Below are 23,190 nucleotides of genomic sequence, written 5' to 3'. Positions count from 1 at the left end.
ATTGGGTCGGTGGGTGTGGGGAGGGCCGATGATTGCCGAGACCAGCCCGGCGACGTTCCGCGTCGTCACCACCGGGCTTGTCCCGGTGGTCCAGAGGGGTTCCCGGGAGGCACAGCACCGGCAAACGACCACGGCGTCATTCCCGCGCCGGCGGGAATCCACTGCTTGAGCTCGGAGGAAGAGTGGATCCCCCCTTCGCGGGGATGACGTGGTGGGTGGGAGCGTTTGCGGGGTGGATTGCCGGGACGAGCCCGGCGCGCTCAGCGGGAGCCGAAGAAGCTCTGGAGCATGGGCAGGTATTCGGGGTTTTGCCACACGAACCAGGCCGCGGCGGCGATGGCGGCGAGGAGGACGAGGCCGAAGAGCTTCCTGAGGACGGAGAAGACCAGCCAGAGGACGATGACGGCGCCGATGCCGAGGGCAATCAGGGTGGTGGTGTCGGTGGGGATTTGCTGTTCTCCTCGCTGGCGGTCGGGTGGTGGAGCGCAAATGCGACGCCAGCATGTCGAAGCGGCGCGGTGCGGATCGTCGCAGAAGTGATGGCACTGGTGCCAACAAGAGGAGATGGAAATGCGCGTAGTCGTGTTCGTGAAGGCCACCAAGGGCAGCGAAGCGGGCGAGATGCCGACGCCGGAGCTGGTGGAGGAGATGGGGCGGTACAACGAGGAACTGATCAATGCCGGGATCATGCTCGGCGGCGACGGGCTGAAGGCCTCCTCGCACGCCAAGCGCGTGGTGTTCTCGGGTCAGAACCGCAGCGTCTATGACGGGCCGTTCGCCGAGACCAAGGAACTGGTCGCCGGCTACTGGATCTGGGAGGTCCGGGACATGGACGAAGCGGTGGAATGGGTGAAGCGCTGCCCCAATCCGATGATGGAAGAGAGCGAGATCGAAATCCGCCCGGTGATCAGCATGGAAGATTTCGGCGAGGCGGTGACGGCAGAGGGCGCGGCGATTCATGCGCGCAACACCGAGCGGATGGCGGGGGCGTAGGAGCCCCAGCCGTTGACACCCCCACCTTACCTCCCCCGCCGGCGGGGGAGGGAGACGATGGATCGGTGGAACTCCCCCGCAGGCGGGGGAAGGAGACGATGGGCTGGTGGGACCCCCTGCAGGCGGGGGAGACGAGAGATCAAGTCAGCTTGAGAGCAGGGCGTCAGTAGATGCGCATCTGCATGCGCATGACGATGTCGCTGCCGAGGCGCTGATAGCCGAATTCGCGCATAACGCAGGACCAGCTGTCGGCCTGGCGCTCGATGCGGAACAGGTTGTAGCGAGCTGGATCGTCGAGGCGCCCGCCCTGGGCGGCGCTGGCGGCGGCTACGCCGATCACCGGCACGTCGTGGTTCTTGCCGGGGATGGAGTGGATCGAGGAGCGGTGGGTGTGGCCGTGCAAGACCAATTCTGCACCGTGCTCGGCGATTACCTGGCGGAAGAGCCGGTGGCCCTTTAGGCCGAAGGAGGGGTGCTGCAGCTCGGCATTGGGCGGGTGGTGGATCAGCACGCAGCGGAAGAAGCCGGCCTCGCCCATGGTCGCAAGAATGCGGGAGAGACGGGCGGCCTGAGCTTCGTCGAAGCGGCCGATGGCGAGGAAGGGCCGGGTGGGGACGGCGCTGGAACAGGAGATGACGGCGACATCGCCGACGCGGCGGACGAAGGGGAAGCAGGCATCCTCCAGGGTTTCGCCGCGCATGTAGTCGCCCCAGGCATTGCACGCCATGTCGAGCGCGCCGGGCACATAGGCGTCGTGATTGCCGGGGCAGACGGCGATGCGCTCCGGTGAACCCAGGGCCTCGAGCCAGCGGCCGGCTCGCTCCATCTCGGAGCGGAGTGCCAGGTTGACCAGATCGCCGGTGACCGCGGTGAAATCGACGTTCTGGGACTTGAGATGGGCCACGAGGCTGGTCAGCGTCTCGCTGTTCAGCTCTTCGTTGCGGCGCATCTTCCAGTTGAGCCAGCCGGTAATGCGCTTGTTGCCCATCATGTCGCGCCAGGACATTTCGGGCATGGGCGACAGGTGGATGTCGGAAATATGGGCCAGGGTTGTCATCGCGCGGGTTTGTGCCAGAAGCGCAGGGGCAAGAAAACCGGCAAACGCTGCGGCAGTCGATTTTGTCACCATCAAAGCTCTGCTACCGGTGGTGAGGGAGAAGGAGTCGGCTGCGATGATGAACCGTTTCCAGAAGGTGCGCGCCTGGGGGTTCCTGGCGCTCAAGGGCTGGTGGCAGCGCATGACCATCGGCGCACGGGTGATGCTGGTGGATGGAGACAAGGTGCTGCTGATCCGGCACGGCTATGTGCCCGGCTGGCAGTTTCCCGGCGGCGGTGTGGGACCCGGCGAGACGGTGGAAGCGGCAGCGGAGCGCGAGGTGCTGGAGGAGACCGGCTACCGCATCACCGGGCCGATGGAACTGCTCGGCATCTACCACCAGAACAATGCGGTGACGAACCGTGACCATGTCGCGTTCTTCGTTGCGCGCCAGTTCGAGAAGGTGCGCGAGCACAAGCCCAACCACGAGATTGCCGAGATCGGCTGGTTCGAGCGGACGCGGCTGCCGGAGATGGTGACGCCGGCGACCTCCCAGCGGGTGGACGAGGTGTTCGACGGGGTGAAGCGGCGGACGGAATGGGGGTACTGAGGGGCTGAGTGCTCCACTCCTGCCGACCCCCACCCTTACCCTCCCCGCAAGGGGGAGGGTGGAGGAGAGATCGAGGGCTGGCCGAGGGGGCGCAGGGCGGAAGGCCTGCTTGTCAGTCCACGAACTCCAGCACCGGGCCGACAGGGATGATGCGGGTCGGGTTGATGGTCTGGTGGCTCCAGTAATAGTGGGTCTTGATGTGGTCGAGATCGACCGTCGCCTTGACGCCGGGGACCTCGTAGAGCGCCTTGAGGTAGTGCGACAGGTTCGGGTAGTCGGCGATGCGGCGGATGTTGCACTTGAAGTGGCCGACATAGACGGCATCGAAGCGCACCAGGGTGGTGAACAGGCGCCAGTCGGCCTCGGTGATGGCGTCGCCGGTGAGATAGGCGGTCTCGCCGAGCAGACCCTCGACCCAATCGAGCGCGTCGAAGAGCTTTGTCACCGCCTCGGTGTAGGCCCCCTGGGTGGTGGCAAAGCCGGCCTTGTAGACGCCGTTGTTGATGTCGTCATAGACGCGAGCGTTGATCTCGTCGATGCGGGCGCGTGAGGCCTCGGGGTAGTAGTCGTCGGTGTTGCCGGTCAGCTCATCGAAGGCCGAGTTGAACATGCGGATGATCTCCGAACTCTCGTTGGAGACGATGGTGCTCCGCTGCTTGTCCCACAAGACCGGCACGGTGACGCGGCCGGTGTAGTGCGGGTCGGCCTCGGTATAGACCTGCCAGAGCATGTCCTTGCCGAACAGCGCATCGCCGGTCGAGCCTTCGTCCTTGCGGAAGCTCCAGCCGGTCTCGTCGGGCATCTTGGGGGAGACGACGGAGACCGAGATCAGGTTCTCGAGCTCCTTGAGCTTGCGGAAGATCAGGGTGCGGTGGGCCCAGGGACAGGCGAGCGAGACATAGAGGTGGTAGCGGCCGGCTTCGGCCTTGAAGCCGCCGTCGCCCGATGGACCAGGTGAGCCCTCGGCGGTGATCCAGTTGCGATACCCGGCCTGGGAGCGGACGAACTTACCGCCGGTCTTCTTGGTATCGTACCATTCGGTTGACCATTTTCCGTCGACGAGCTGGCCCATGATCGTACCCTTTCGGTCGTGTTGCTGACATCTTCAGCGGCTCAAGTCGCTGGATGCCGGTTGCGTTGCCATTGAGTTAGGCATTCGGGCGCGGCGCAATAAGGCACCATCGACGCGACACTGCGTTACCTATTGGTGGACGCGCGGAGGATCGGCCATGACATTTCATTTTACGGAACGGTTCCGTGGTGCTAATGCGGATTCAGACGTGGAGGCGTCCAGGATGGTGAAGGTGTTGGTGATGCGACGACCGTAAGCGGTCGATCCCCCGTGCGGTGCTCGTGGAGTGCCGCTGCTTTCACGTACATGCCCCTGGACCCCTGCCATGAGCCTTCACACCCAGCCGCCGGTCGCGGCCGAGCCTGCTGCCGTCCCGCCGTTGCGGGTTCCCACTGTTCGTCCGGGCACGCCGGAAGATGATGCGTTCGTCGAGGAACTGCAGGCGATCGCCTTCGGCCCTGGCCGTTTCGCGCGAACGGCGTTCCGGGTACGCGAGCGCTTCCCCATCGATCCGGCGCTGACGCTGATCGCTGAGGTCGAGGGAGTGCCGTGCGGGTCGGTTTGGATGACCCCGATCAGCATCGGCGGGGTGAATGGCTGGATGCTGGGGCCGTTGGCGACGCATCCGAACTTCCGCAAGCTCGGTGCCGGAAAGCTCCTGGCGCGGGAAGTCACCAAGCGGGCGCTGGCGCGCGGGGACGGCAAGTTCGTGATGCTGGTGGGCGACCGGGACTATTATTGCCCGCTCGGCTGGGAGCCGACGACGCTTGGCAATATCGAGTTTCCGGGGCCGGTCGATCCGAGCCGCGTGCTGCTGTTTGCCGAGAACAAGTCGCTGGCGGCGAGCTTGCAGGGGCCGATCGAGGCCTGGCAGGCTGCCTAGAGGCTGCCTAGAGGCTGCCTAGAGGCTGTCTTTGCGGCAGATGCTGCAGTAGACCTCATCATGAGGTCTACGAGTGAGCGGAGGCGGTGTGCCGCCTGAAGAATCCACCATTGAGCGCATTGCAGGGCGGCTGCTGAGGAAGGCGCCGCCTTTGCCGCCGGCGGAGGCGCTGGTGCCGGACTGGATGCCGGAGCGCCCGTTCGAGCGGCCGCCGGTGCCGGCGGCGGTGCTGATCGGGCTGATCGAGCGGCCCGAAGGCTTCACCGTGCTCTATACCGAGCGCTCGCCGGATCTGCGGGCGCATTCGGGACAGGTGGCGTTTCCGGGCGGCAAGGTGGATGCGAGCGATGCCGATGCGGCAGCGGCGGCCTTGCGGGAGGCCAATGAGGAAGTCGGCATGGCGGCGGAGGATGCCGAGGTGCTGGGCTATATGCCGCCCTATTATACCGGCACCAACTACCTGATCACGCCGGTGGTGGCGCGGGTGACGCCGGCTGGGCCGTTCGTGCCCAATCCTGGCGAGGTGCATTCGGTGTTCGAGGTGCCGCTTGGGCGCATCCTGACGCGCGAAAGCTATGGGCAGTTCACGGTGAAGCGCGGCGACAAGGTGCACCGCACCTGGCAGCTCGACCATGACGGGCACCGGATCTGGGGGATCACCGCCAATTTGACCTGGCAGTTGCGTCTGCTGGCCGCCGACGAGGAGCAGGCATGAGCACGACCGACCTGTCCGGCGCCGCTTGGTTGCAGCGGCCGGAAACGCAGGCGATCTTCGCCGCCCTCGACGGCCATCTGCGCCGTACGCGGGCGGTGGGCGGCGTGGTGCGCGACACGGTGATGGGGCACGAGGGGCGGGAGAACCCCGACATCGACCTTGCGACCGAACTGACACCCGAGGAGGTGATCCGGCGCGCGGAGGCGGCGGGGATCGCGCATTATGCCACCGGGATCGCCCATGGCACGGTGACGCTTCGGCTGGGCGAGACGCTGACGGAAGTGACCACCCTGCGGCAGGACGTCGAGACCGATGGGCGGCATGCGGTGGTGCAGTTCGGGACGGACTGGAAGGCGGATGCGTCGCGGCGGGATTTCACGCTGAATGCGCTCTACTGCGCCGCGGATGGTACGCTGTATGATCCCCTCGGCGGCTTGCCGGATGCGCTGGCGGGGCGGGTGCGCTTCATCGGGGTGCCGGCGGAGCGGATCGCCGAGGATGGGCTGAGGGTCTATCGGTTCTTCCGCTTTTCGGCGAGCCATGGTGGCGAGAACCTCGATGCCGATGGGCTGCGGGCCTGCGCCGACGCGGCGGGGCGGCTCGATCACCTGTCGGCGGAGCGAGTGGGCAGCGAGATGCTGCGCATGCTGGCGCTGCCCAAGGTGACGCGCACGCTCGGGGCGATGGCGGCGATCGGCCTGGTGGCGATCGAGGAGCCGGCGCTCCGGCGGCTGGCGCAGTACGAAGCGCTGGGTGGCCACAGCATTGCGGCGCGGCTGGTGCTGCTGGGGATCGACCTGGATGCCCTGCAGAGCCGCTGGCGGCTGTCGAACGAGGTGGTGCGAGCGGCGGGGCTGGTGCAGCAGGCTGCGGGACTGATGGGGCGGGAGCGGGTGGCCGACGCGGCCTATCGCTGCGGCGAAGCAGCGGTGGAGGGGCTGGCGGTGGCCGCGGCGGAACAGAACTGGGGGCGCGAGCGCGTCGCCGAGCTGGCCCGCGAACTCGGGCGGCTGGTGGTCGCGAAGATGCCGGTGTCCGGCGACGATCTGGCGGGCCTCGGGGTTGCGCCCGGACCCGCCATGGGAAAGGAACTGGCGCGCCTCGAGCAAATCTTCATCGACAGCGGCTTCACGCTGTCGAAAGAGGAGCTGCTGGCGCGCGTGGCTGGCTAGTGACGCGTGTCGTCGACGTCGACGATGCGCTCCTTGATGCGCTCGACCATGTCAGGACGCACTTCGGTCTCGCCGTGATAGGCCTTGAGGTTCTCGACGGCGCGGCGAACCACTTCGGCCTCGCTTTCGGCCTCCGCCTTCCAGGTGGAGCCCGGGATCAAAGAGCCAGAATCGAAACGCTTCATTGCTGATCTCCCTGTGCTGATTGCAGTTTGGGCCAACGCCCGGCGGAGGGTCAAGTTCCGCCTCCAGACCATGTGGGGAGGCCAGCACGCCGTTTGAAGGGGGTTGAACTTTAGCCGCGGATGCGCATTTTGTCCGTGCGGCGCCGGGCCCCTCTGGTCGCAGGGAAAACCTGTGGCGATGTCGGAGTCGCTCCAATGTTTCATGGAGAAGGTCCGGCGATATGGAATCGCTTCTTGGCGCCCTGACGGGCGAATTTCTTGGCACCCCTATCTATTTCTGGGTCGCGTTCGTCGCGATCGTGGTGGGCCTGTTGGTGTTCGACCTCGGCATCCTGCATCGGGATGAGCACGAGATCGGCGCCAAAGAGAGCCTGACGCTCTACAGCTTCTATGTGGCTATCGCCCTCGCCTTCGGCGGCTGGGTGTGGTGGCAGCGCGGCCCCGAGGCGGGGCTCGAATTCTATACCGGCTATCTGATCGAGCAGAGCCTGGCGATGGACAACATGTTCGTCATCGCCACAATTTTCGGCTTCCTCGGCATTCCCCGGCTCTATCAGCACCGCGTGCTGTTCTGGGGCATTTTGGGCGTGATCGCCTTCCGCGCCATCCTGATCGGGCTGGGTGCGGCGCTGGTCTACCAGTTCAACTGGATCCTGTTCCTGTTCGGCGCCTTCCTGGTGTTCACCGGTTTCCGGATGTTCTCGCACAAGGACGAGGAGCCGCATATCGAGGAAAACCCGGTCTACAAATATCTGAGCCGGCATTTCCGCATCACCAAGGAGCTGCACGGGCGCAACTTCACCGTGAAGCAGCCGGACCCCAAGACCGGCAAGATCGTCACCTGGCTGACTCCGCTGGCGGTGGCGCTGATCATGGTGGAGACGGTGGACCTGATCTTTGCCGTCGACTCGGTGCCGGCGGTGTTCGCGGTGACGCAGGACACCTTCATCGTTTATACCTCGAACATCTTCGCCATCCTCGGCCTCAGGGCGCTCTATTTCGCGCTGGCGGCGGCGATGAACCGGTTCCGCTACCTGCAGGTGTCGCTGGCGATTATCCTGGTGCTGATCGGCATCAAGATCTTCCTGGTGCCGCTGGGTATCCATATCGACACGCTGCTGTCGCTGGTGGTGACGCTCGGCATCTTGGCCGGCGGGGTGCTGTTCTCGCTGTGGAAGACCCGCGGCGAGCCGGACATCAGCGCCGAGCGGCGGCCGGAGATCGGTCAGCTCGAGCCGTAAGGCTGCGCAGAGTTGAAACAGAAGCAACGGTGTTAGCGGTCAAGGACAGCTGGGTTGTTGTCTCGGAGTCTGGCGTTGAGGATGATGAGCATTTTTCGGATGACGGCGACGAGAGCGACCTTTCCGGGTTTTCCTCTGCCCCGCAGGCTTGTGTAGAAGGCTTTGATTGCTGGATCGAAGCGGATTGCCGGCAGCGCGGCGAGATAGAGTGCGTCGCGCACTGGCCTTCTGCCGCCCGCGATCATGCGCTTTCCGCGCATTGCGCCGCTGTCGCGGTTGAGGGGGGCAACCCCGACCAGCTTGGCGATCTGAGCTTTGTTGAGCAGACCCAGTTCGGGCAGGCCTGCCAGCAGGAAGCATGCCGTGCGTAGGCCGATCCCTTTGAGGGACATGAGCACCTCGGCCTTCTTGCCGAGTTCGGGGTCCGCTCTGAGGCACTCTGCCATGTCGTCAACAACAGCCTGACGCTGCTTGACCAGAAAGCCCAGGGTCTGTTCGATCCACTCCTTCGTCCTGCCTTGGGTCCCGTGGTTCAGCTTCTCGCGCCGGTTCTTTTCTTGCACGATCATGTGAGACAACTGCCTGTAGCGCAGGACAAGCTCCTCCAGCGCAGCCTGCCGGCTGGAGCGCTGCGGCAGGATGCGCGTCTGCATGCGCCGGCCATAGTCAGCGAGGACGAAGGCGTCGATCGTATCGGTCTTGGAGAGCTGCCCGCAGGCTCTGGCGAACTGCCTGACCTGGCCGGCATTGACCTTGGCAACCGGCAACTGGGCCGCTTGAAGGGCCGCCACGGTCAGGCGCTCGTAACCGCCGGTCGGCTCCAAAATCAGCCGCGCGATCCCCTTCAGGGGCGCCAGAAAGGCGATGAGGGCAGCCACGCCTTCAGCCGTATTGGCAAAGCGAGCCTTCTCCTGATCGGGCAGCAGGCAGACATCCAGGAAGGATTTTGATATGTCGATGCCCACAAAACGGGTAGCATAAGGCATAGGCTTGGTCTCCCTTATACGCGAGCGCAAGGCTCTCTCAACGGTGCGACGAAGCCTCAAGGCACGCAGAGGGTGATGCTTTTTTACGAACGTAACGTTCAGGGCCGGATGCCCAACCGCTCTGCGTGCATCATCGTGGTGTTGCAACCACCACAATGAACTGAGGCCGGAACATCATAACGACGTTCCGGCCTCGATATGTATAAGGGCCGGCGGTTGACGCCGGCCCTTTTGCTTGCCATGCTTGGCAGCACAATTGGAGGTTTCGCACCGAAATGATCTGAGAGCTTGCTTTGGACGTCCGACCTGCGACCGTTCTGCGCCTTGCGCATGACCGTCTCGTGGTGGTTGCGCTGTCCGGCGAGTTATCCAGTATCGGTGCCAGTCCGGCCTAGCTGGCGCTCTCCGCGATTTCCTGCATCCCTGACGTCCTCCCAAAACCCCGCTCATCGCGCGGCGTCGTGCTGCGCTTTGTTTCCATCGAGCCAGTCCGCGCGCGAATACCGCCGGACGGGAAAGGACCACTCATGCCCAAGAACCAGTTCCAGCGTCCCCTGCGGGTCGTACCGAGCCACAACGTACCCCGGCACGGCGCGCCGCTGCCGCAACGCAAGGTGGAGGCCAAGCGGGTGACCGTCGCCAAGGGCGAAGCACCTGTGGCGCTGCCGCCACTGGACGCGCTGCTCGGCAAGAGCCGGCAGTCTTGAGAGCGGGCAGGGCGGCGCATCGCCGCCGCCCTGCCCAGTGTTGCCGCATTTGGTTTCTAGTCCAGGGAAGATCAGCGAGTAGAGGAGAGGCGGAATGGCCCGCATCCACGAGATCGTCTTCGACTGCGACAAGCCCAGCGTCCTCGCCCATTTCTGGGCCGAGATGCTGGATGGCTACGAGGTCCGCCCCTACGACGAGGCGGAGGTGGCGCGGCTGGCGGCGCTCGGCCTGACGCCCGAGACCGACCCGACGGTGATGGTGGATGGGCCGGGCCCCTCGATCTGCTTCCAGAACGTGGAAGGCCGCCGCTACGACAACAACCGGGTGCATTTCGACCTCGAGGTCGACGATCGTGCCGGTGAGGTGCAGCGGCTGGTGGATCGTGGCGCCGAGACGGTGCGCGTATTGCCCACCTACACCGTGATGCGTGATCCCGAGGGCAACCAGTTCTGCCTCGTCGACCGGCGGATCGAGGTCGATGCGGACCGGGAAGCCGCGGCAGCGTAGCTGCTGACAAGGGCTGACGCGCGGGCGGGCGAGGCTCGCTCCGGTCCCAACCGGAGTGCTGTCCCATGTCCCTGATCGCCACTTGCCATTGCGGCGCCACCCGTATCGAACTCCCCGACCACCCCACCGAAGCAACCGCTTGCAACTGCAGCTATTGCAGCCGCACGGGTTACCGGCCGGGTGAGCTGCGCTTTCTCAGCCGGGAAGGTGAGCGGATGTATTCCACCAGCCCCGAAATGCACCAGCACTATTTCTGCGGCACCTGCGGCATGCAGAGCTGGGGCGAGTCGCCGGACTGGGGCTCGATGTACAATGCCGACGGCACGCCCAAGAACGGCGACCCTACCGCGATCCCGACCGAGCGCAAGCAGGCAGTGAACCTGAAGCTCGTGGATGGGCTGGAGTGGAGCCGGGTGACGGTGACGGAGATGGACGGGCGGAACAACTGGTAGGGTCGGCAGGCCTGGTCTGCTTTCACGGCGAAGCGCGGATGGCAGGTTGCTAGCGCCGAACCGCCGGCGTTCAGGCTGAGTGTCACCCCTGCGGAAGTGGGGGCATATTGGAATGTGCCCGCCGCGCCTTTCTCAGGATGGATTCCCGCTTGCGCGGGAATGACACCGAGTTTGTTGATGAGTTCACCGCTGAACTCTCCTCCGCCTGCCTGCCCGCCGGAGGGAGGTGGGGTGGGGATGCTCTGGTCGCTTCACCACCCTTCCCCGTTGCCCTCGATTTCATCCTCGCGAAAGCGGGGCCATCCCGAGATGTCCCTACGGCTGCCCGATGGGTGCAGGCATCGAGTTTTGTTGCGAGCCTCGTACCCCCACCCAACCTCCCCCTGAAGGGGGAGGCTGGGCCGGTGGTCGTCGGGGTGCCACGGCACACTCGATCCGTTCCTCTCCGCTCGCGCGGGAGGTGGTGTGGGGAGGTCGCGGGGCGGGCGGCGCGGGGAGGCCGTTGGTGCGACGCCTAGTGGCCTTCGAACGAGATCAGCGACTCGACGCGGACGCCTTCGGATTCGAGTTTGGCGGCGCCGCCGAGTTCGGGGAGGTCGATGACGAAGGCGGCGTTGTCGCAGATGGCGCCGGTGCGGCGCATCAGGTTGACGGCGGCGATGGCGGTGCCGCCGGTGGCGATGAGATCATCCACCAGCAGGACCTTGTGGACGTTGCTGAGCACGTCGGCGTGGATCTCGATGGTGTCGACGCCATATTCGAGCACGTAGTTCTGCCCGATGGTCTGTCCCGGCAGCTTGCCGCGCTTGCGGACGGGCACGAAGCCGACGCCCAGGGCGATGGCAACGCCGGCACCGAAGATGAAGCCGCGGGCCTCGATGCCGGCCACATGGGTGAAGCCCATGCCGCGGTGGGCTGCAGCGATGCGCTCGACGCTCTCGCGGAAGCCCTCGGGGTGCTCGATCAGCGTGGTGATGTCGCGGAACAGGATTCCCGGCTTCGGGTAGTCGGGAATCGTGCGCACGAGCGCCTTGAGGTCGAGCGACATGGCTGTCCTTGCTGAGGAGCGGGGAGGGAAGGAGGGGGTCAGCGATCCTTGCGGCCGACGAGATGGCGGGCGATGACACCGGCGTTGTAGGCGGCGTTGCGGGTGGCGCTGATCGCTGCCTCCTTCGCCTTCGGATTGCTGGCAACGGCACGGATGCCGGCGCGGACCACGGGATGCCGGCTCATGGTGACGGCGGTTCCCACCAGGGTCATGGCGATGCGGATGGCGGACACGGCTTGCTGCCTCCCCGATACACTGCGCGTGGTGTTCATATTGCGAGCCGCGCGGCCGTTGGCAAGAGGGGCACGTGTCGCACAGGTGAAATGCAGAAGGGCCCCGATGGGGCCCTTCACATATTCGTAGCGGTGATGCCGCTCAGTGCTCGATGCCGGACCAGAGCCGGCGCTTCGTGGCCCACATCAGGCCGGCGAACAGCACCAGGAACAGCAGGACGCGGAAGCCGGTCTCCTTACGGGACACCAGGTGCGGCTCGGCCATCCACATCAGGAAGGCGGAGACGTCGGTGGCGTACTGCTCGGCCGTGAGCGGGACGGTTACGCCGTCTTCGTTGGGCTCGTAGGCGATCATCTCGTCGAAGAGCGGCGGCGCCATGCCGATGGCGTGACCGGGGAAGACTTCGTTGTAGTACTTGCCTTCAGCGAGCTCGAAGTCGCCCGGGGCTTCCTCGTGGTAGCCGGTGAGCAGCGCGTGGATATAGTCCGGGCCGCCTTCCGAGTAGCCGGTGAAGTAGTTGGTGATCCACCAGGGGAAGGGGTCCACCACGCCGCGGGCCTTGGCCATCACCGACAGATCCGGAGGCAGCGAGCCGCCATTGGCGTCGCGGGCTTCCTGATCATTGGCGAAGGGCGAGGGCCAGCGGTCGGCGGGGACAGCCGGGCGGACGCCACCATCGACGGTGGGATCGGCAACCTCGTACTCGGCGGCAAGGGCCTTCACCTGACCTTCGGTGAAGCTCGGGCCACCGGGCTCGCCCAGGTTGCGGAAGGCCAGCAGGCGGGCCGAGTGGCAGTTGGCGCAGCTTTCGCGGAACACCTGGAACCCGCGCTGGAGCTGGTTCTGGTCGTAGGTGCCGAAGATGCCGCTGAAGCTCCAGTTCTGCTTCTCGATATGTGGGGTCGAGTGGCCGTCGTCCTGAGCCACGGCAGCGCCGGTGGCCAGGGTGGCGGTGAGGACCAGGGCGGCGAGGATCGATTTAGTCTTGAGCATGATACCGGTCCCGTTCCTCATCAGCCGTTGGCCTTGCCGAGAACGCTCTCGGAGATGCTGGTCGGCAGCGGCTTGGCGACTTCGATCCGCGACAGCACCGGCAGGATGATGAAGAAGTAGATGAAGTAGTAGGCGGTGCAGACCTTGGCGAGGGTCACGTAGATACCTTCGGCCGGCTGGGCGCCGAGATAGGTCAGCCCGATGAAGTTCAGCACGAACAGCGCGTAGAACCACTTGAACATCGGGCGAAACACGCCGGAGCGGACCTTGGCGGTATCGAGCCACGGCACCACCAGAAGGGCCAGCATGCTGAGACCCATGGCGATGACGCCGCCGAGCTGCGAGTTGATGAACAGCACGTTGAAGTCGATGGCGCGCAGGATGGTGTAGAACGGCAGCAGGTACCATTCGGGCACGATGTGCGCCGGGGTCACCTGCGAGTTCGCCATGATGTAGTTGTCGGGGTGGCCGAGGATATCGGGCGCGAAGAACACGAACCAGGCGAAGGGGATGAGGAACACCACCATCGCGAAGGCATCCTTCATCGTGTAGTACGGATGGAAGGGCAGCGTATCGCGGCTCGACTTCACTTCCACGCCGGTCGGGTTGTTGTTACCCGGCACGTGCAGGGCCCAGATGTGCAGCGCCACGACGGCGGCGATCACGAAGGGCAGCAGGTAGTGCAGCGAGAAGAAGCGGTTGAGGGTGGGGTTGCCGACGGCGAAGCCACCGCGCAGCAGCTGCAGCAGGCTCTCACCGACGACCGGGATCGCCGAGAAGATGTTGGTGATCACGGTGGCGCCCCAGAAGCTCATCTGGCCCCACGGCAGCACGTAGCCCATGAAGGCGGTGGCCATCACGAGGATGAAGATGATGACGCCGAGCACCCACAGGATCTCGCGGGGCGCCTTGTAGGAGCCGTAGAACAAGCCACGGAAGATGTGGATGTAGAGGGCGGCGAAGAAGGCGGAGGCGCCCACGGCGTGAACGGCCTGGATGATGCGGCCGCCGTTGACGTTGCGGCGGATGTGCTCGACCGAGTCGAAAGCCATCGCCACGTTGGGCGTGTAGTGCATCGCCAGAATGATACCGGTGACGATCTGGATGCCCAGGCACATCACCAGGATGGCGCCGAAGGTCCACCAATAGTTGAGGTTCTTCGGCGTGGGGAAGTCCATCAGGTGCTCTTTCGAGAACCGGATGATGGGCAGGCGCTCGTCGAGCCATTTCTCGACCCCGGTCTGGGGCTGATAGACTGCGTGCTCGGGCGTGTAGTGTTCGGTCATTCGGTCAAGCCCCCACTAGCCGATCTGAATCAGGGTATCGCTGATGAACTCGTAGGGCGGAACCACGAGGTTGGTCGGGGCGGGGCCCCGGCGGATGCGGCCAGCGGTGTCGTAGTGCGAACCGTGGCAGGGGCAGAACCAGCCGTCGAAATCGCCGGACTGGCCAACCGGCACGCAGCCGAGGTGGGTGCAGTTGGCGATCATCACCAGCCACTGCTCGTAGCCGGGCTTGGTGCGCTGCTCGTCGGTTTCCGGATCCTTGAGGTCGGCCATGGGTACGGCGCGGGCCTCTTCGATCTCGGCGGCGGTGCGGTGACGCACGAACACCGGCAGGCCACGCCAGGTGATGGTCACCGACTGGCCTTCCGGAATGGCGCCGACGTCGAATTCGATGGTGGCCAGAGCCAAGGTCGAGGCGTCGGGGTTGAGCTGGTTGATCAGCGGCCAGGCGACTGCGGCAGCACCTACGCCAGCAACCGCGCCGGTTGCGACGTAGAGGAAGTCCCGCCTGTTCGTTGGATTTTCTGCTTGCGTGGCCAAGGTCCCGTTCCCCGTACGATCGATACCAGACCGGGGCCGGCAGCGCCGCCACTCCGGCATAAACGGAATCGGCGGCCGTCCGCCCTCAAGCGGCCCGTCAGTCGTGGCTCTTTTTGCACTGTCACTGGAACTTGTCCAGTGCGGCGCAAGTGACTTGGATCAAGTGCGACACTATACCCGGCGGACGTTGCCGGAGCGGCGCACAAAGCCGACAAGAGCCTGCCATGACCATCGATCTCGCGCTGTACCAACCCGACATCGCCAACAATGCCGGTACGCTGATCCGGCTGGGGGCGTGCCTCGGGTTCACGGTGCACATCATCCACCCGGCGGGGTTTCCGATCAGCCCCAAGAGCTTGGCCCGTGCGGGGCTCGACTACGTGGATCATGCGGCGGTCCGGGAGCACTCGAGCTTCGAGCAGTTCGACGCCTGGCGCAGGGAGGCGGGGCGGCGGCTGGTGCTGCTGACGACCAAGGCGACCATGTCGGTCTATGAGGCGGAATATCGAGCCGGTGACGTGCTGATGGTGGGGCGCGAAAGTGCGGGGGTGCCGGACGAGGTGGCGGAACGGGCGAATCTGAGGCTGCGTATTCCGATGCGGCCGGGGATGCGCTCGATCAATGTGGCGGTTTCGGCCGCGATGGTGATGGGCGAGGCGATGCGGCAAGTGGACGGGTTTACAGGCTTGAGCTGAAGGACCATTGGAGCGGACATGACACTTCCTCCTGACATCGACCAGAAGCAAGCCAAGGCCGAGGCGTGGTTCCGCGCGTTGCGCGACCGGATCGTTGCGGCCTTCCACGATATCGAAGATGTGGTGAGCGGCCCTCATGCCGACCGCGCGCCAGGTCGGTTCGAGATCACGCCATGGGACCGTGCTGCGGGCGGCGGTGGCGAGATGGGGATGCTGCACGGCCGGGTGTTCGAGAAGGCGGGCGTCCACATCTCGACCGTGCATGGCGAGTTCAGCGAGGACTTCGCGCGGCAGATGAAGGGCACCGAGGCGGGCGCACAGTTCTGGAGTTCGGGCATTTCATTGATCGTGCATCCCTGGAACCCGCATGTGCCGGCGGTGCACATGAATACCCGCATGATCGTCACAGGCGAATTGTGGTTCGGCGGCGGGGCGGACCTGACGCCGGTGCTGGACCGGCGCCGCACTCAGGAGGATCGCGACAGCGTGGATTTCCATGCGGCCATGCGCGCGGCCTGCGAAGGACGGCCCGGTGTCGACTACGAGCGCTTCAAGCAGTGGTGCGACGAGTATTTCTTCCTGCCGCACCGCAACGAGATGCGCGGCATCGGCGGCATCTTCTATGACCACTTCAATTCCGGCGACTGGGAGGCGGACTTTGCGTTCACTCAGGCGGTGGGCGAGGCGTTCCTTGCGATCTATCCGGAGCTGGTGCGGCGGAACTTCGAAACGGCGTGGACCGAGGCCGAGCGGCACGAGCAGTTGGTGCGGCGCGGACGGTATGTGGAGTTCAATCTGCTCTACGACCGTGGCACGACCTTCGGGCTGAAGACCGGCGGGAACGTCAATTCGATCCTGTCGTCGATGCCGCCGGAGGTGCGCTGGCCCTAGGGGCGCTCGCCGGGTCAGTGGGTGCGGAGCCCCCCCTCATCCTGGCCCTCTCCCCGGAGGGGCGAGGGAACGAAGGAGTCCATGGTCGAGTGGGTGAGGGCTGCTTCGTCGCAGCTCAGCGCGGGGTGCACATCATGACGATGGCTTCGGCGGTTTCGAGCTGTAGGGCGCTTCCGTAGGTCGGGTCCGGAATCATGCGGCCGGCGGTGATGTTGCTGGTGCTGCGCAGATTGCCGTCGCTGAAGCCGACGCCGTCCTGGTAGGGCGTGATGGCGCCGGTGCCGGAGGCGGGATCGCCCGGGGTGCGCGAGGCCCAGCCATAGACCTGGCCGTAGATGGTGAGGATGCCGACGCGATTGGTGGTGGCGTCGCGGCAGGCCCAGTTGCCGGAATAGGCCTGGGCAGCGGCCGGCAGGGCGGACGCAGCAAGAAGGGCGAGAGTGAGGGCGATTCGGCGCATGTCAGGCAGAGTGACGAGCGCCCCGGCTGCTTTCAAGTGGGGCGTCGGAGACGTGATCCGATCACCGGCACTTTGGTGAGCGCCAGCAACACCCTGAGCTTGAGCGGCATGCGGTAGTCACGCAGCTTGCTGAAGCCGACGAGATCGGCGCGATAGACCAGTTCGCCATGCTGGTTGACCGCCGTGATGCGGTTGAACAGCAGGCCCCAGCCGGGAATGGAGTTGGAGGGGCGCTTGCCGGTGACGACGAGCTGGTAGCGTACGCTATCGCCGGGGCGCACCGGCACCTTGAACTCCATGGAATTGACGCCGGGAGAGGGGCCGGAGACGCCCGGCTCCTTGCCGAGGGCGCGCAGGCGTTCCTCTTCGGCAAAGAGGGCGTCGACCATCTTGCGGTGGCCGACACTGACGGTGTGCCAGCCGGAGGCGATGATGCCGCCGAAATGGCTGTGCGGCGCCAGCTCCGGGTCGACATGGAAATATTGCGGGTCGTAGAGCGTGGCGAAGCGGATGATCTCGGCTTCGGTGAAGGTGTGCTCGCCGAGGTCGAACACCTCGTCGATGACGATGTCTTCGAACCAGCGGGTCATGCGGCGACTCCGTCGCGGCAATCGACCAGATTGGCGAGGCGCATGGTCAGCACCGGCTTGCCGTGCTGGTTGCGCACGTCGAAATCGAGCGTGATGATTCCCCATTGCGGGTGCGAGGCGGAGCGGCGGAGTTCGGCGATGGTCGCCGTGCCGCCGATGGTGTCACCGACCATGACGGGGTTCTTCCACTTGAGGTCGGTGAAGCCGAGCCCGCCGGCGGAGGCGACCTTGGACAGGAAGCTGTCGACCAGCATCCTGAGGCTCAGCCCACCCGTCTGCCAGCCGCTCGAGGCGAGGCCGCCGAGCAGGCTCGCCTTGGCGGCGGCCTCGTCGAGATGGAAGGGAAAGGGATCGAACTCCTGGGCGAAGCCGATGATCATCTCGCGGCTGACGGTGGTGTGGCCGAGGTCGATCACTTCGCCGACGGTCAGGTCCTCGAAATGGCGGCGGTTGGCCGTGACGGGATTGGTCATGTGCTTGCCCTTTACGTCAACAGGCGTGGTTGTGGCATGGGCCGGGGCAGGGGGCAAGGCTCCCCGGCCAGCGGCGTTCCCGCCATCAGTTGAGCTCGTTGTCTTGCCCGTACCGCGGTGCGCGGTGTCGAAATCACCGATGCTCGTGCGACATTGCCGTGAAGGGCTATGGTGGCCCTGAGGGAGACGAGCGATGAAGTACATGCTGATGCTCTATGCAAGCGAGCAGGGCGGGGCGGAATTGGCGCCCGAGATGATGGCGCAGGCGATGGCGCAGATGGCGGCGTACCAGGAGGCGCTGGAGAAGGCCGGAGCGTTCGTCGGCACCGCCGCGCTGATGCCGACCAGCCAGGCGCGGACGATCACCAAATATGATGGTGAACTGAAGGTCGAGGATGGGCCCTACGCCGAGAGCCGCGAGCAATTCGGCGGCTATTTCATCATCGAGGCGCGGGACATGGATCATGCGATCGAGTTGGCGGCGCAGTGCCCGGCAGCGACTTGGGGGCCGATCGAAGTTCGACAATTCCACCCTGGCTACGGGCCCTGAGGAAATCGACGGCGGAAATGTCGAAGCATCGGCGCTGGCGGCGACATGGTGGTATCGGAGCATGGTGCTTCGAGGGAAATGGGAGCGGAACATGCGCTACATGATGATCATCCACCACGACGACGAAGCCTTGGCCAACGCGCCGCAGCAGGAGCTGTGGGCCGAATATGCCGCCTTCAACCAGGCGCTGCAGAAGGCGGGAGAAGGATTTTCCGGCGGGGAGCGGCTGGCACCCGCCAAGGGCGGCACCGTTGTGAGGACCCGGGCTGGCAAGACCGACGTGCTCGATGGGCCCTATGCCGATACGCGCGAGCAGTTGGCGGGATACTTCTTCATCGACGTGCCGACCATCGAGGAGGCAGTGGAGTGGGCGAACCGCTGCCCGAGTTCGAAATACGGTGCCGTCGAGATCCGGCCGATCGTGGAACAAGGACGCCGCTGATGGCCGAGGCGGCCCACCGTGCCGCCGAGCGGGCGGCGCGGGAGAGCTACGGGCGGCTGGTGGCGTTTCTGGCGGCACGCAACCGCGACGTCGCAGGGGCGGAGGATGCGCTGGCGGAGGCATTCGCCAGCGCACTCCAGACCTGGCCGGAGAGCGGCGTGCCCGACAATCCCGACGCCTGGTTGTTGACGGTGGCCCGGCGCCGTCAGGCGGATGCGGCACGCCGGCAGGCGACGCGGAAGGCGGGGGAGGCGCATCTCACCATGATTGCCGATGAACTCGGGGAGGGCGGAGACAGGGGCCCCATTCCGGACCGGCGGCTGGCGCTGATGTTCGCCTGCGCGCATCCGGAGGTGGAGCCGGCGATGCGGGCACCGCTGATCCTGCAGACAGTGCTGGGACTGACGGCAGTGGATATCGCCGCGGCGTTCCTGCTGCCGCCTGCCACGATGGGGCAGCGGCTGGTGCGGGCGAAGGCGCGGATCCGCGATGGCGGCGTTCCATTCGCCGAACCGGAGCCGGAGGAACTGCCGGAGCGGCTGGATGCAGTGCTGGCGGCGATCTATGCGACCTTTACCCGCGGCTGGACCGATCCTTTGGATTCGGGGCCTGAGCGGTTGGCGGAAGAGGCGATCTGGCTCGCGCAGGTGGTGGTGACGCTCTTGCCGGATTCACCGGAAGCGAAGGGGCTGCTGGCGCTGATGCTCTATGCCGAAGCAAGAAGCGGGGCGCGGCGCGATTCAGCGGGGGCTTATGTGCCCTTCGAGCGGCAGGACACTTCCCTGTGGGACCGGGCAGCGATCGCCGCGGCTGAGGCGATGCTGCACGCGGCCAATAGCAGCGGCCCGACGGGGCGGTACCAGATCGAGGCGGCAATCCAGTCAGCGCACCTGGCGCGGCGGCTGGGCGGGAAGGATACCTGGCCGGCCGTAGTGCAACTCTATGATGTGTTGATGCGGCTGTCGCCTTCGCCGGTGGTGCTGCTGAACCGCGCGGCGGCGCTGGCCGAGGTTGAGGGACCGGAGGCCGCGCTCCGGAGCCTTGAGTCGATCGCCGGAGACAAGCGACTCGACACCTACCAGCCGTTGTGGGCGGTGCGCGGGTATCTGCTGGCGAAAGCGGGACGTAAGGCGGAGGCCCATGAGGCGCTGTCGCTGGCGATCGGTCTTGCGGATGACCAGGCAGTACGGCAGTACCTGATGCAGCAGCGCGCAGCGTTGGCGGACGGCTGACAAAAGCTTGCCGTTGCGGCGGCTTTCCACTATATCCCCGCGCCATGAAGCGCTCGTCACCCCTGGAGGACGGGCGCGTATGCCGTTATGGAACGGCATGCACCAACCCAATGGATGTTTTCCAATGGCTGCGACCAAAGTGCTCAGTGCACAGGCGCGCGAAGGTGTGGGCAAGGGGGCCGCTCGTTCGCTGCGTCGTCAGGGGCTCGTCCCTGCTGTCATCTATGGTGACAAGAAAGAACCCCTCACCATCGCCCTGCCGTACAAGGATGTGCACAAGGCCATCTATTCCGGCGGCTTCCTGTCCCACACCATCGACATTGACGTCGACGGCACCAAGCACCACGTGATCCCGCGCGACTACCAGCTCGATCCGGTGAAGGATATGCCGGTTCACGTCGACTTCCTGCGTGTCGGCGCCAATTCGGTGCTGAACGTGGAAGTGCCGGTTTCCTTCATCAACGAGGAAAAGAGCCCGGGCCTGAAGCGCGGCGGTACGCTCAACGTGGTTCGCCACGCTGTCGAGCTGCATGTTCCGGCCAATGATATCCCGGACACTATTGTTGTGGACCTGGAAGGCACCGACATCGGCGATGCCGTCCATATCTCCGCGGTCAAGCTGCCCAAGGGCGTGACCCCGGTGATCCAGGATCGCGACTTCACCATCGCCACCATCGTTGCACCGTCGGCTCTGAAGTCCGAAGAAGGTGCTGCTGGCGACGCCGAGGAAGGCGCTTCCGAGTAACTTCTCGGGCCCTGACGTATTCAAGAGAGGCGGCCCGCGGGTCGCCTCTTTCGTTTGGAGGACTTCAATGAAGCTGATCGTCGGCCTGGGCAATCCCGGCAGCCAGTATGAGGGCAACCGGCACAATGTCGGCTTCATGGCGCTGGAGGCGATCGCCTCGGCGCATGGGATCGGGCCGTTCCGCAGCAAGCACCAGGGGCAGATCGCCGAGGGGACGATCGCAGGCGAGAAGGTGCTGCTCCTGAAGCCGCAGACCTTCATGAACCGCTCGGGCGACAGCGTGAAGGCGGTAGCGCAGTTCTACAAGATCCCCGCCGGCGACATCATCGTGCTCTACGACGAGTTGGACCTGGCGCCCGGCAAGGTGCGGGTGAAGGTGGGCGGCGGCAATGGCGGGCACAACGGGTTGCGCTCGATCGATCCGCAGATCGGGCTCGACTACAAGCGCGTGCGGATCGGCATCGGGCACCCGGGCAAGGAATTCGTCACCCCGCATGTGCTGGGGGATTTTGCCAAGGCGGACAAGGCCTGGCTCGACCCGCTGCTCGAGGCGGTGGGGCGGAATGCAGACCTGCTGGTGAAAGGCGACGACGCCGGGTTCATGAACCGACTGGCGCTGGCGGTGCAGGGGAGTGAGCCCGTGGCGGAGAAGCCGGCGCCCAAGGCTGCCCCGAAGGGCCAGAGCATCCGCCAGGCCCGTTCGGCGAAGCCTCAGATCGAGGTGCCGAAGAGCGGACCGATGGCGGACATGCTCAAGAAGCTGTTCGGCGAGTAGGGGCAGTATCCCTCAAGGGGAACATCGGCGATTGCTGCCGATCAAGCCATCACGGCGTCAATCCTGGGGGGCGGGAATCCACTCTTGCCGTGAGTTCCCCGGAAGAATGGATCCCCGCCTTCGCGGGGATGACGTGGTGGTTTGTCGATCGACGGGTGAGGAAAGGCGGCGCGGATCGCCGGGGCGAGCCCGGCAATGACGACGTTGTTGGGTCGGGCAGGATCAACCGGCGTCGTCACCACCGGGGTTGTCCCGGTGGTCCATGCGTGGCGCTTGCTGGCGTCAGGCGCTCGTCACCCGCCATACGGCGTTACCAACATCGTCGACCACCAGCAGGGCACCGTCGGCGGCAACGGCAACACCCACGGGGCGGCCGTTGGAATAGGTCTCGTCGGGGGCTAGGAAGCCCGTCAGCAGATCGATCGGCGCGCCGGAGGGCTGGGTGCCGGAGAAGGGCACGAGGACGACGCGGTAGCCGCTGAGCTTGCTGCGGTTCCACGAGCCGTGCTGGCCGATGACCATGCCGCCGGGGAAGCCCTTGAGGGTGCCTTCGGGCAGCCAGCAGAGGCCGAGTGAAGCCGTGTGGCCACCGAGCGCGTAATCCGGAGTGAGGGCGCGGGCGACGAGGTCGGCGTTCTGCGGCACGCGGTCGTCGATGGTCTGGCCCCAGTAGCAGTAGGGCCAGCCGTAGAAGCCGCCATCCTTGACCGAGGTCAGGTAGTCGGGCGGGGTCTCGTCACCGAGGCCGTCGCGCTCGTTGACCACCGTCCAGAGCTCGCCAGTCTCGGGCTGGAAGGCCATGCCAACGGGGTTGCGCAGGCCGGCACCGAAGATGCGGTTCTTGCCGGTGGTGAGGTCGAGTTCGTAGATGCAGGCACGGCCTTCTTCGACGTCCATGCCGCTTTCACCGATATTGCTGAGCGAGCCGACGGCGACATAGAGCCGGGTGCCATCGGCAGAGGCGATGATGTTGCGGGTCCAGTGGCCACCCGGCTTCATGGTCATCAGGGTCTTGCCGGGCGCGGAGATGCGGGTGGCGCCAGCCTCGTAGGGGAAGGCGACGACGCTGTCGGTGTTGCCGACATAGAAGGTGTCGCCCACCAGGGCCATGCCGAAGGGCCGATTGAGACCGGACATGAAGGTTTCGCGCAGCTCGGGCACGCCATCGCCGTCGGCATCACGCAGGATGGTGATGCGGTTGGCGCTCTCAACCATGGCGCCGGCCCGCTTCATGGTGCGCTTGGCAACCCAGTCACGGATGCTGGTGGCCTTGCCCTGCTCGCCGGCGGATTCGGCGACCAGCACGTCGCCATTGGGCAGCACATAGGCCATGCGCGGATGGTGGAGGTCACGGGCGAAGGCGGTGACCTTGAGGCCGGGAGCGGCCGTAGGGACCTGATCCGGTGCCCAGCCGCGAGCGGTGGGCATCTTCAGCACGGGCACGGCGCCCTGGTCCTGCGCCGGCGGAATGGCGGGGACGGTGCCCACTGCCTGCGGGTAGGTGGGCACGCGGCGGAGGGGAAACAGGAACAGCCAGACGCCGATCGCCACCACGATGGCCAAAGCGAGAATGACGAGAATGGTGGTGGTCACAGGCGACTCTCCCTTGGGGCATGGACGGCAAGGGTTTTAGGCTGTGGCGGCAGCCGCCACAAGGCAAGGGCGTGCATTGACTT

General features: G+C 65.5%; 30 protein-coding genes. 16 read left to right on the top strand and 14 right to left on the bottom strand.

The window, feature by feature from the left end; translation table 11 throughout:
* Window positions 1-260: 260 nt before the first annotated feature.
* Window positions 261-599, bottom strand: a complete 339-nt coding sequence (locus ACFSX5_RS03790; RefSeq protein ID WP_386831924.1) for a hypothetical protein — start codon at window positions 597-599, stop codon at window positions 261-263.
* Between ACFSX5_RS03790 and ACFSX5_RS03785 the strand changes: the two genes are divergently transcribed.
* Window positions 571-993, top strand: coding sequence for a YciI family protein (locus tag ACFSX5_RS03785; RefSeq protein WP_386831922.1), 423 nt, complete (start codon window positions 571-573; stop codon window positions 991-993). The genes ACFSX5_RS03790 and ACFSX5_RS03785 overlap by 29 nt on opposite strands.
* A gap of 163 nt (window positions 994-1,156) precedes the next feature.
* Here ACFSX5_RS03785 and ACFSX5_RS03780 read toward each other — a convergent pair whose 3' ends face one another.
* Window positions 1,157-2,122, bottom strand: coding sequence for a metallophosphoesterase family protein (locus tag ACFSX5_RS03780; protein ID WP_386831920.1), 966 nt, complete (start codon window positions 2,120-2,122; stop codon window positions 1,157-1,159).
* A 43-nt stretch (window positions 2,123-2,165) separates the two neighbouring features.
* Between ACFSX5_RS03780 and ACFSX5_RS03775 the strand changes: the two genes are divergently transcribed.
* Window positions 2,166-2,639 (top strand): NUDIX domain-containing protein, encoded by a 474-nt coding sequence (locus tag ACFSX5_RS03775; RefSeq protein ID WP_386831918.1) that lies wholly within the window; start codon window positions 2,166-2,168, stop codon window positions 2,637-2,639.
* A gap of 112 nt (window positions 2,640-2,751) precedes the next feature.
* Here ACFSX5_RS03775 and ACFSX5_RS03770 read toward each other — a convergent pair whose 3' ends face one another.
* The gene (locus tag ACFSX5_RS03770) at window positions 2,752-3,711 is read right to left on the bottom strand and encodes a glutathione S-transferase family protein (protein ID WP_386831916.1); all 960 of its coding nucleotides are present in this window, start codon (window positions 3,709-3,711) and stop codon (window positions 2,752-2,754) included.
* Between the two features lie 325 nt (window positions 3,712-4,036).
* Here ACFSX5_RS03770 and ACFSX5_RS03765 point away from each other — a divergent pair, with 325 nt between their 5' ends.
* The 3 genes from ACFSX5_RS03765 to ACFSX5_RS03755 all read left to right on the top strand — a co-directional run bounded on the left by ACFSX5_RS03765 (window position 4,037) and on the right by ACFSX5_RS03755 (window position 6,481).
* Window positions 4,037-4,594 carry a GNAT family N-acetyltransferase gene (locus ACFSX5_RS03765; protein ID WP_386831914.1) on the top strand — a complete coding sequence of 186 codons (558 nt, stop codon included), beginning with the start codon at window positions 4,037-4,039 and terminating at the stop codon, window positions 4,592-4,594.
* 88 nt (window positions 4,595-4,682) lie between these two features.
* Window positions 4,683-5,309: a CoA pyrophosphatase gene (locus tag ACFSX5_RS03760; protein ID WP_386831912.1), complete on the top strand. Its 627-nt coding sequence runs from the start codon at window positions 4,683-4,685 to the stop codon at window positions 5,307-5,309.
* The gene (locus ACFSX5_RS03755) at window positions 5,306-6,481 is read left to right on the top strand and encodes a CCA tRNA nucleotidyltransferase (RefSeq protein ID WP_386831910.1); all 1,176 of its coding nucleotides are present in this window, start codon (window positions 5,306-5,308) and stop codon (window positions 6,479-6,481) included. The genes ACFSX5_RS03760 and ACFSX5_RS03755 overlap by 4 nt, the downstream gene beginning before the upstream one ends.
* Here ACFSX5_RS03755 and ACFSX5_RS03750 read toward each other — a convergent pair.
* Window positions 6,478-6,666 carry a DUF1059 domain-containing protein gene (locus ACFSX5_RS03750; protein WP_386831908.1) on the bottom strand — a complete coding sequence of 63 codons (189 nt, stop codon included), beginning with the start codon at window positions 6,664-6,666 and terminating at the stop codon, window positions 6,478-6,480. The two genes, ACFSX5_RS03755 and ACFSX5_RS03750, sit on opposite strands and share 4 nt — an antisense overlap.
* Window positions 6,667-6,887: 221 nt before the next feature.
* Here ACFSX5_RS03750 and ACFSX5_RS03745 point away from each other — a divergent pair, with 221 nt between their 5' ends.
* Window positions 6,888-7,907 carry a TerC family protein gene (locus ACFSX5_RS03745; RefSeq protein ID WP_386831906.1) on the top strand — a complete coding sequence of 340 codons (1,020 nt, stop codon included), beginning with the start codon at window positions 6,888-6,890 and terminating at the stop codon, window positions 7,905-7,907.
* A 32-nt stretch (window positions 7,908-7,939) separates the two neighbouring features.
* On the opposite strand, the gene ACFSX5_RS03740 is transcribed toward ACFSX5_RS03745, so the two are convergent.
* Window positions 7,940-8,893 carry an IS110 family transposase gene (locus ACFSX5_RS03740; protein ID WP_386835569.1) on the bottom strand — a complete coding sequence of 318 codons (954 nt, stop codon included), beginning with the start codon at window positions 8,891-8,893 and terminating at the stop codon, window positions 7,940-7,942.
* A 527-nt stretch (window positions 8,894-9,420) separates the two neighbouring features.
* Here ACFSX5_RS03740 and ACFSX5_RS03735 point away from each other — a divergent pair.
* From ACFSX5_RS03735 to ACFSX5_RS03725, 3 genes are all read left to right on the top strand, one after another.
* Window positions 9,421-9,600, top strand: coding sequence for a hypothetical protein (locus tag ACFSX5_RS03735; RefSeq protein ID WP_386831904.1), 180 nt, complete (start codon window positions 9,421-9,423; stop codon window positions 9,598-9,600).
* 94 nt (window positions 9,601-9,694) lie between these two features.
* On the top strand, window positions 9,695-10,108 hold the full coding sequence (locus tag ACFSX5_RS03730) for a VOC family protein (protein WP_386831902.1): 414 nt from the start codon (window positions 9,695-9,697) through the stop codon (window positions 10,106-10,108).
* Between the two features lie 65 nt (window positions 10,109-10,173).
* A complete protein-coding gene (locus ACFSX5_RS03725) occupies window positions 10,174-10,560 on the top strand; it encodes a GFA family protein (protein ID WP_386831900.1) in 387 nt (128 codons plus the stop codon).
* Between the two features lie 514 nt (window positions 10,561-11,074).
* On the opposite strand, the gene ACFSX5_RS03720 is transcribed toward ACFSX5_RS03725, so the two are convergent.
* From ACFSX5_RS03720 to petA, 5 genes are all read right to left on the bottom strand, one after another.
* Window positions 11,075-11,608, bottom strand: coding sequence for an adenine phosphoribosyltransferase (locus ACFSX5_RS03720; protein ID WP_386831898.1), 534 nt, complete (start codon window positions 11,606-11,608; stop codon window positions 11,075-11,077).
* A 38-nt stretch (window positions 11,609-11,646) separates the two neighbouring features.
* On the bottom strand, window positions 11,647-11,841 hold the full coding sequence (locus tag ACFSX5_RS03715; protein WP_386831896.1) for a hypothetical protein: 195 nt from the start codon (window positions 11,839-11,841) through the stop codon (window positions 11,647-11,649).
* Between the two features lie 142 nt (window positions 11,842-11,983).
* A complete protein-coding gene (locus ACFSX5_RS03710) occupies window positions 11,984-12,835 on the bottom strand; it encodes a cytochrome c1 (protein ID WP_386831894.1) in 852 nt (283 codons plus the stop codon).
* Window positions 12,836-12,855: 20 nt separating this feature from the next.
* On the bottom strand, window positions 12,856-14,121 hold the full coding sequence (locus ACFSX5_RS03705) for a cytochrome b (protein WP_386831892.1): 1,266 nt from the start codon (window positions 14,119-14,121) through the stop codon (window positions 12,856-12,858).
* Between the two features lie 15 nt (window positions 14,122-14,136).
* Window positions 14,137-14,661 carry a ubiquinol-cytochrome c reductase iron-sulfur subunit gene (gene petA, locus ACFSX5_RS03700; protein ID WP_386831890.1) on the bottom strand — a complete coding sequence of 175 codons (525 nt, stop codon included), beginning with the start codon at window positions 14,659-14,661 and terminating at the stop codon, window positions 14,137-14,139.
* A gap of 224 nt (window positions 14,662-14,885) precedes the next feature.
* Here petA and ACFSX5_RS03695 point away from each other — a divergent pair, with 224 nt between their 5' ends.
* Window positions 14,886-15,356: a tRNA (cytidine(34)-2'-O)-methyltransferase gene (locus tag ACFSX5_RS03695; protein ID WP_386831888.1), complete on the top strand. Its 471-nt coding sequence runs from the start codon at window positions 14,886-14,888 to the stop codon at window positions 15,354-15,356.
* A gap of 18 nt (window positions 15,357-15,374) precedes the next feature.
* On the top strand, window positions 15,375-16,247 hold the full coding sequence (gene hemF / locus ACFSX5_RS03690) for an oxygen-dependent coproporphyrinogen oxidase (RefSeq protein WP_386831886.1): 873 nt from the start codon (window positions 15,375-15,377) through the stop codon (window positions 16,245-16,247).
* A 115-nt stretch (window positions 16,248-16,362) separates the two neighbouring features.
* On the opposite strand, the gene ACFSX5_RS03685 is transcribed toward hemF, so the two are convergent.
* Genes ACFSX5_RS03685 through ACFSX5_RS03675 form a run of 3 tightly spaced genes read right to left on the bottom strand, consistent with a single transcriptional unit; the run spans window position 16,363 to window position 17,770 of the window.
* The gene (locus ACFSX5_RS03685; protein ID WP_386831884.1) at window positions 16,363-16,743 is read right to left on the bottom strand and encodes a hypothetical protein; all 381 of its coding nucleotides are present in this window, start codon (window positions 16,741-16,743) and stop codon (window positions 16,363-16,365) included.
* Entirely contained in the window at window positions 16,740-17,297 is a 558-nt protein-coding gene (locus ACFSX5_RS03680) for a MaoC family dehydratase (protein WP_386831882.1), read from the bottom strand. The genes ACFSX5_RS03685 and ACFSX5_RS03680 overlap by 4 nt, the downstream gene beginning before the upstream one ends.
* The gene (locus tag ACFSX5_RS03675) at window positions 17,294-17,770 is read right to left on the bottom strand and encodes a MaoC family dehydratase (protein ID WP_386831880.1); all 477 of its coding nucleotides are present in this window, start codon (window positions 17,768-17,770) and stop codon (window positions 17,294-17,296) included. Before ACFSX5_RS03675 ends, ACFSX5_RS03680 begins: the two co-directional genes overlap by 4 nt.
* 193 nt (window positions 17,771-17,963) lie before the next feature.
* Between ACFSX5_RS03675 and ACFSX5_RS03670 the strand changes: the two genes are divergently transcribed.
* The 5 genes from ACFSX5_RS03670 (at window position 17,964) to pth (ending at window position 21,514) form a co-directional block, all read left to right on the top strand.
* On the top strand, window positions 17,964-18,320 hold the full coding sequence (locus tag ACFSX5_RS03670; protein ID WP_386831878.1) for a YciI family protein: 357 nt from the start codon (window positions 17,964-17,966) through the stop codon (window positions 18,318-18,320).
* 91 nt (window positions 18,321-18,411) lie between these two features.
* The gene (locus tag ACFSX5_RS03665) at window positions 18,412-18,762 is read left to right on the top strand and encodes a YciI family protein (RefSeq protein WP_386831876.1); all 351 of its coding nucleotides are present in this window, start codon (window positions 18,412-18,414) and stop codon (window positions 18,760-18,762) included.
* Window positions 18,762-19,994, top strand: coding sequence for an RNA polymerase sigma factor (locus ACFSX5_RS03660; RefSeq protein WP_386831874.1), 1,233 nt, complete (start codon window positions 18,762-18,764; stop codon window positions 19,992-19,994). Before ACFSX5_RS03665 ends, ACFSX5_RS03660 begins: the two co-directional genes overlap by 1 nt.
* 124 nt (window positions 19,995-20,118) lie before the next feature.
* Window positions 20,119-20,739, top strand: a complete 621-nt coding sequence (locus ACFSX5_RS03655) for a 50S ribosomal protein L25/general stress protein Ctc (RefSeq protein ID WP_386831872.1) — start codon at window positions 20,119-20,121, stop codon at window positions 20,737-20,739.
* Between the two features lie 67 nt (window positions 20,740-20,806).
* On the top strand, window positions 20,807-21,514 hold the full coding sequence (pth, locus tag ACFSX5_RS03650) for an aminoacyl-tRNA hydrolase (protein WP_386831870.1): 708 nt from the start codon (window positions 20,807-20,809) through the stop codon (window positions 21,512-21,514).
* 282 nt (window positions 21,515-21,796) lie between these two features.
* On the opposite strand, the gene ACFSX5_RS03645 is transcribed toward pth, so the two are convergent.
* A complete protein-coding gene (locus ACFSX5_RS03645; protein WP_386835570.1) occupies window positions 21,797-23,086 on the bottom strand; it encodes a PQQ-dependent sugar dehydrogenase in 1,290 nt (429 codons plus the stop codon).
* Between the last annotated feature and the right edge of the window lie 104 nt (window positions 23,087-23,190).

Origin of the sequence: Devosia albogilva, from assembly GCF_042685625.1 — a bacterium.
Taxonomy (GTDB): Bacteria; Pseudomonadota; Alphaproteobacteria; order Rhizobiales; family Devosiaceae; genus Devosia; species Devosia albogilva.
Note: the sequence above shows the minus strand (reverse complement) of the source record. Positions and strands in the feature narration are given on the sequence as shown.